The 6,446-nt window shown below is 62.3% G+C and carries 8 protein-coding genes; 7 read left to right on the top strand and 1 reads right to left on the bottom strand.

Annotated features, from left to right (window positions below; genetic code table 11):
• A partial coding sequence (locus tag CCR96_RS12665) for a polysaccharide deacetylase family protein (protein ID WP_201220474.1) occupies window positions 1-1,294 on the top strand: 1,294 nt, incomplete at its 5' end.
• A gap of 56 nt (window positions 1,295-1,350) precedes the next feature.
• On the opposite strand, the gene CCR96_RS12660 is transcribed toward CCR96_RS12665, so the two are convergent.
• The gene (locus CCR96_RS12660; RefSeq protein ID WP_201220473.1) at window positions 1,351-2,310 is read right to left on the bottom strand and encodes an Rpn family recombination-promoting nuclease/putative transposase; all 960 of its coding nucleotides are present in this window, start codon (window positions 2,308-2,310) and stop codon (window positions 1,351-1,353) included.
• A gap of 135 nt (window positions 2,311-2,445) precedes the next feature.
• Here CCR96_RS12660 and CCR96_RS12655 point away from each other — a divergent pair, with 135 nt between their 5' ends.
• The 6 genes from CCR96_RS12655 (at window position 2,446) to CCR96_RS12635 (ending at window position 6,323) form a co-directional block, all read left to right on the top strand.
• On the top strand, window positions 2,446-3,654 hold the full coding sequence (locus CCR96_RS12655; protein WP_420827270.1) for a DUF7033 domain-containing protein: 1,209 nt from the start codon (window positions 2,446-2,448) through the stop codon (window positions 3,652-3,654).
• A gap of 178 nt (window positions 3,655-3,832) precedes the next feature.
• Entirely contained in the window at window positions 3,833-4,180 is a 348-nt protein-coding gene (locus CCR96_RS12650; protein ID WP_201220471.1) for a DUF433 domain-containing protein, read from the top strand.
• A 113-nt stretch (window positions 4,181-4,293) separates the two neighbouring features.
• Complete coding sequence (locus CCR96_RS12645; RefSeq protein WP_201220470.1) at window positions 4,294-4,524, top strand: type II toxin-antitoxin system MqsA family antitoxin; 231 nt, start codon at window positions 4,294-4,296, stop codon at window positions 4,522-4,524.
• A 393-nt stretch (window positions 4,525-4,917) separates the two neighbouring features.
• A complete protein-coding gene (locus tag CCR96_RS25090; protein ID WP_274601112.1) occupies window positions 4,918-5,046 on the top strand; it encodes a hypothetical protein in 129 nt (42 codons plus the stop codon).
• A 45-nt stretch (window positions 5,047-5,091) separates the two neighbouring features.
• The gene (locus CCR96_RS12640) at window positions 5,092-5,550 is read left to right on the top strand and encodes a DUF6978 family protein (protein ID WP_201220469.1); all 459 of its coding nucleotides are present in this window, start codon (window positions 5,092-5,094) and stop codon (window positions 5,548-5,550) included.
• On the top strand, window positions 5,550-6,323 hold the full coding sequence (locus tag CCR96_RS12635; RefSeq protein ID WP_201220468.1) for a DUF1828 domain-containing protein: 774 nt from the start codon (window positions 5,550-5,552) through the stop codon (window positions 6,321-6,323). Before CCR96_RS12640 ends, CCR96_RS12635 begins: the two co-directional genes overlap by 1 nt.
• Window positions 6,324-6,446: the final 123 nt, after the last annotated feature.

The following is a 6,446-nucleotide window of genomic DNA, read 5'->3' as shown; positions in this document are numbered from 1 at the left end:
AGACATCCTGCTCACCGATCCGCGGCTGCCGATCCTCTATGGCGACGCTGACACCAGCCCCGGACCTGGGCGCGCGGCCGAGCAGGGCGACCGCATCGATCTGCCACTCGATGTCTTCGGCGCCGCCTTCTTCATGCTCTCGCGCTACGAAGAGGCCGTGCTGCCCGATCGCGACAACCACGACCGTTTCCCGGCCACCGCCTCGCTGGCCCAGCGCGCCGGCTTTCTCGATCGGCCGATTATCGACGAGTACGTCGAGACCCTCTGGACCGCGCTCCACCAACGCTGGCCCAGCCTGCAGCGCAAGCCTCGCCAAGCCCGCACCCTGGTCAGCTGCGATGTCGATAGCCCCTTCGCCTTCAACGCAGGGTCTGGGTCACGCGAAAGACTGGCCACGGAAGAACACGGACGCACAAGGAAGGGACAAGAAGCACCGTTTCCGTGGACCTCCGTGTTCTTCCGTGGCAAAACAACGGCCGCGGCGGGCTATCGCCTCGCGCGCGGCCTCGCCGCCGACCTGCTTAAACGCCGCTCGCCCAGCCTAGCCTGGCGCAACCTGCGCGGCCAGTGGCGCGCCCGTCGCGGCGATTACAGCCTGGACCCGCACCGCCTCGGCCTTGAGCACATCATGGACCTCAACGAGCGCGCCAGCCGCGCCGTCGCCTTCTACTTCATCCCGGAGAACACCCACCCCAAGCTCGACAACCGCGTCAGCCTCGACGACCCGCGCCTGCGCGCTCTGCTGCGTCAGATCCACGCGCGCGGTCACGAGATCGGCCTCCACCCCGGCTACAACAGCTATCGCCACCCCGAGGCCATGACCCGCTCCGTGCAAACCCTGCGCCGCGTGCTGGACGAGGAGGGCATCGACCAACCCCAGCTCGGCGGCCGCCAGCATTATCTGCGCTGGGAAACGCCCACCACCGCGCGCCTCTGGGACGACAACGGCCTCGACTACGACAGCACCCTCAGCTACGCCGACCGCCCCGGCTTTCGCTGCGGCACCTGCCGTGAGTATCCGCTCTACGACCTCCAGCAGCGCCGCCCCCTGCGCCTGCGCGAGCGCCCGCTGATCGTCATGGAATGCTCCGTTATCGCCGAGCGCTACCTGGGCCTGGGCTACAGCGACCAGGCCCTGGCCCTGATGCAGCACTATCGCGACACCTGCCATCGCTTTGGTGGCGACTTCACGCTGCTATGGCATAACTCGCATCTAGGGTCCGGGGCCGATCGGCGGTTTTATGCGGCGTTGGTTGGCGAGAATGCGGCAGATGTTGCAAGCCTGACACATTGATCTTGCGATGATGCTAGATGGACGGCAGTGCGGTCGGGTTCAGTGCCGGACCGAGCTCAGTGCAAGACCTCGTCGAGGTTGCGGGCGTCGATGGCACGGTCGAACCAGCGCAGGAGGGTGTCGGGATCAGCCTGCGTAATCCGCTCGCGGATGGGCTCGCTGGGTGGGCCGAATTTGCGCTCGATGAGATGCAGTAGGGTGGTTGCTCGGCCGCGCTGTTCGCCACGCTGTTCGCCACGCTGTTCGCCTTGGGCAATGTAACGGTCGATGAAGGTTTCCATTAGCGGTTCTCCGGAGAAGGTCTGTTCAAGTAAGGTGCGCGCTTGCTGCTCATCCAGGCGCCCAGTGCCTTGGACAAAGTAGCGCAGCAGGGATTCGAGAATCGCCATCGCCGTCTCGTCGCGGCTGACCTTGGCGATCAATTCGAGCAGCTCTCGGAAGCGCTCTGCGGGTTGGTCGCTATAGATGTAACGCAGTGCGAGTTGCACGAGTCGTGACAGCACCGCACCCTTGATCTCGGTGTTGCTCCTGGCCGAGATATCGTGCAGCGCATAGCCAAACTGGGGCACGAAGGGCTTGAGCGCCTCAGGCAGGGGATCGATGAGGTCGTGAAAGTGCGCGGGTGCGCGCCAGTGTTCCTGTCCATGGTAGAGCACCAGCGGGTAAATGGGTGGCAGGCTCTTGGCCTCAGGATTCTGGTCGCGGTACAGCTCGCCGCTGGCGACAACGTAGCGCAACAGTTGCAACAGCACCCAATGCTCGGAGCGGCTCTTGTGCTCGAAGAGCAGATAGACCGAGAGCTGAGTGTTGCGATAGGGAATCTGGTAGATCAGATCGGAGTAGACCTTGCGCAGCGCCTCGGTGACGAAGGTATCCGGCGAGATGCTCATTCGCTCGAGGTCCAGCTCGGGGAGCAATGCGGCGGGCAGGTGATGCTGCAAAAAGTCGCGCGCAATCACAGGCCGCGCGAAGTTCTCGCGGAAGAAGCAATCGTGCGGTGTCGGTGTCGTGGTCATGGAGCGAGTATAGCCGCACCCTGACATCATCTCTGCGGTCTGTGAGACGCTTATCATCAACAGCCGTTCACCCACCCGGACCGCTGCGCGCCTGGATCACCTTCTTCAAGCACTGGCAGGCTCAGCGACGCCTCGCTGCCGGCCCTAACGCCCGCAGGCCAACTGCCGAGCTGGGATAGCCGCGCGCTAGCGCAGGACATCCTGCTCACCGATCCGCGGCTGCCGATCCTCTATGGCGACGCTGACACCAGCCCCGGACCTGGGCGCGCGGCCGAGCAGGGCGACCGCATCGATCTGCCACTCGATGTCTTCGGCGCCGCCTTCTTCATGCTCTCGCGCTACGAAGAGGCCGTGCTGCCCGAGCGCGACAACCACGACCGTTTCCCGGCCACCGCCTCGCTGGCCCAGCGCGCCGGCTTTCTCGATCGGCCGATTATCGACGAGTACGTCGAGACCCTCTGGGCCGCGATGCACCGACGCTGGCCCCGCCTGCAGCGCAAGCCGCGTCAAGCCCGTATCCTGGTCAGCTGCGATGTCGACAGCCCGTTCGCCTTCAACGCCGGGTCTGGGTCACGCGAAAGACTGGCCACGGAAGAACACGGACGCACACGGAAGGGACAAGAAGCACCGTTTCCGTGGACCTCCGTGTTCTTCCCTGGCAAAACAACGGCCGCGGCGGGCTATCGCCTCGCGCGCGGCCTCACCGGCGACCTGCTCAAACGCCGCTCGCCCAGCCTGGCCTGGCGCAATCTGCGCGGCCAGTGGCGCTCCCGTCGCGGCGATCACAGCCTCGACCCGCATCGTCTCGGCCTTGAGCACATCATGGACCTCAACGAACGCGCCGGCCGCGCCGTCGCCTTCTATTTCATCCCGGAGAACACCGACCCCAAGCTCGACAACCGCGTCAGCCTCGACGACCCGCGCCTGCGCGCTCTGCTGCGTCAGATCCACGCGCGCGGTCACGAGATCGGCCTCCACCCCGGCTACAACACCTACCGCCACCCCGAGGCCATGACACGCTCCGTGCAAACCCTGCGCCGCGTGCTGGACGAGGAGGGCATCGACCAACCCCAGCTCGGCGGCCGCCAGCATTATCTGCGCTGGGAAACGCCCACCACCGCGCGCCTCTGGGACGACAACGGTCTGGACTGCGACAGCACCCTCAGCTACGCCGACCGCCCCGGCTTTCGCTGCGGCACCTGCCGTGAGTATCCGCTCTACGACCTCCAGCAGCGCCGACCCCTGCGCCTGCGCGAGCGCCCGCTGATCGTCATGGAATGCTCCGTCATCGCCGAGCGCTACCTGGGGCTGGGTTACAGCGGCAAGGCACTCCGCTGGCCCTGACTATGAGCGCGAAGGGCGGCGATTATGACCCCTCAAATCGAGCCGGTATTGCGGAAAGCCGCTGAGAAACTCCGTGTTGCCGAAATGCGAGTGGCAAATGGCCTTGGTGCTTTTCCCACAAAGGGCGATCGCCATCAGATGATTGCTGCTAAAATAAGACTCACACTGAGTTGGTATTTTGGAACGCACGGGCGAGGTGCCGGTGACCATGGATCTGACCAAGATTGCGCGGGCGACGCATGCGACCTTGCGGGCTTATCAACGGGGTGCCGATCTGGTGGAGCGCCACGCGGATATTTGCTCAGGCGAACTGGTGTTCCGAGGGACACGGGTGCCGGTAACGCAGGTGGTGGAGCAATTTCGCGCCGGCGTGCCGGTGGCAGAAATCGCCGAAGACTATCCGCAGCTCAGCGCACAAGCGCTGCATTATGCCGAGCTGCGCGCACGCATGGGCAAGACCCCAGGACGGACGGCGAAGCCCTTGAAAATTCAACGTCCTGCGGTTGCAGTCTTGCCAGTGCCTTGATTTTCAATAACTCGTTCATTACTCAAAGTGTATGGCCCAACTACTCAGGGGCTGGACGCCGAGATCGTGGCAATGATTAAGGGTACGGTTGTTATTATTACGGTGTATTTGCTATGAATGAAAGTCTTTGTCCTGTCTGCGGCGGTGCTGCAACCATCAAGCATGTCACCAAGGCATTCGGCCAAGGCAATGACCTGTTGGTGATTGAAGATATTCCTGTTATTGCGTGTCGCGCTTGCCACGAGCATTATTTGACGGCACAGACGCTGAGTGAAATCGAAAGGCTGCGTGAGCGGGGTCACCATGATGCCCGTGTGGTGCCCGTTGAACGCTATGCGGCATAGGCATCGCAATCCAGGGCTCCCTGGTGCTTGAAATCCAAACCCTACCCGGCTGCGAGACCGAGCGCGCCTACATCCTCGGCGTGCTCCTCGACGACTGGCTTGGCCTGCCGTATCGCCTGACGCAAGCCGCGCGCGAGGATGTCAGCATCCTCCTAACCGATCAGCCCGGCGAGCTGCGGCTGCCTGACGGCTTTTTCAGCCAGTTCCGGCAGGCACCTGAGACCTGGCTCAGCGACGCTGGCCCAGCCTGCAGCGCAAGCCGCGCCAAGCCAGCACCCTGGTCAGCTGTGATGTCGACAGCCCGTTCGCCTTCAACGCCGGGTCTGGGTCACGCGAAAGACTGGCCACGGACGAACACGGAAGGGACAAGAAGCACCGTTTCCGTGGACTTCCGTGTTCTTCCGTGGCAAAACAACGGCCGCGGCAGGCTATCGCCTCGCGCGCGGCCGCGCCGTCGCCTTCTATTTCATCCCGGAGAACACCGACCCCAAGCTCGACAACCGCGTCGGCCCAGATGGCTGATCAGCATACGTGGCACACGAATAGATTCCGATAGGGAACGACATCATGCTAAACAGCGCTGAGTTCGACAGCATCCTTAACGATCAGACAAAACAGATCCTTGGGGACATTCGATGGACGACAGACGAAGATCACTCGCACTGTGTCGAGTTTCGCATGGAGGTCTCGTCAGCAGGGGGCTGGCCCTTGTTCATCAAGGGCACGTACAATCCGCTCATACCGGCATTGAGCTACAGCTTGATCCTCAAAAGCGATGGACGAATCTACGGCCTCGACCTCGGGAAGGATCACCATAATCCTCAGTGCAGCCAAGTGGGTGAGTGCCACAAGCATCGCTGGACGGAAGCATGTCGCGACAAAGATGCCTACATACCCGAGGACATCACCGCCACGGCGGAAGATCCCGTCACGGTTTGGAACCAATTCTGTGCAGAAGCGGCGATCGCCCATAACGGCCGCATGTTTCCTCCGCCATCGTACTCAGATGATCGATTCTGGCCGTGATGACAACGCCCTGTAAAGAACTAGCGAATGAGCTTAGTGAACTCTTCACTTGCGTCACGAGCGAACGTCACACAAGAATCCGCACGCCCTTCCTGTATCCGGATGGAGACAACATTGATCTGTTCATCACCGAGAAACACGGTGGACTGATCGTCTCTGACCTTGGCGAAACCCTGCGCTGGCTGCGCTCGCAGACCCTATCGCCCAAGCGGACACCGAAACAGAACGCCATGATTGCAGACGTTTGCCTGACGCATGGTATCGAGCAGTACAAAGGGACGCTTCTGGCCCGCTGTAGATCCGGTATGACATTGGCCGCCGTGACGCTGCGCGTGGCACAGGCGTGCCTGAGAGTTTCCGATCTCTGGTTCACTTTCAGAACCCGAGCTGTTGAATCCACGGCCGACGAAGTGTCGGATTTCCTGGCTGAACGCGACATTCCGTTTGATCGCCGACCGAAGCTGATGGGTCGCTCAGGTCGCGGGTGGAGGCCCGACTTCCATATCATCCTGCCACAGCAGGGCTCGCTCGTTTCGGTGCTCAGCACTGGGAATCGCGCATCGGCGCGCCCCGTTGCAGAGCATACGCTGGCGATGTGGCACGATCTGAATCAGCTCACCTACGGGGCTGAGGCATTGAGGTTGATCAGCCTGTTCGATGACACGGCCGATGTCTGGCAGGACGAGGATTTCACCCTTCTGGATTCTCTGTCTGAGGTACGGCGCTGGTCGGAACCGGAGGCTCTGGTTGAAGCGCTCGAAGCCACGGCATGAGCGGATGGCACTCAGTGTCATGGCCTGCGTGAAGACCGACACAAAAACCCTCGGATTGAATTGCATGCCATCAACAAAACCGATGCGGTGACGCGAATGCTCAAGCGAGCGACATTAAAGCTC

It is taken from the genome of Halochromatium roseum (assembly GCF_016653315.1).
GTDB classification, from domain to species: domain Bacteria; phylum Pseudomonadota; class Gammaproteobacteria; order Chromatiales; family Chromatiaceae; genus Lamprobacter; species Lamprobacter roseus.
This window is presented reverse-complemented; position numbering and strand designations above follow the sequence as displayed.

Excerpts from the sequence above, each read along its gene's own strand:
- CCR96_RS12660 (WP_201220473.1), bottom strand. The coding sequence starts at position 2,310 with ATGACCACGACACCGACACCGCACGATTGCTTCTTCCGCGAGAACTTC.
- CCR96_RS12645 (WP_201220470.1), top strand. The coding sequence starts at position 4,294 with ATGAATGAAAGTCTTTGTCCTGTCTGCGGCGGTGCTGCAACCATCAAG.
- CCR96_RS12640 (WP_201220469.1), top strand. The coding sequence starts at position 5,092 with ATGCTAAACAGCGCTGAGTTCGACAGCATCCTTAACGATCAGACAAAA.
- CCR96_RS12635 (WP_201220468.1), top strand. The coding sequence starts at position 5,550 with ATGACAACGCCCTGTAAAGAACTAGCGAATGAGCTTAGTGAACTCTTC.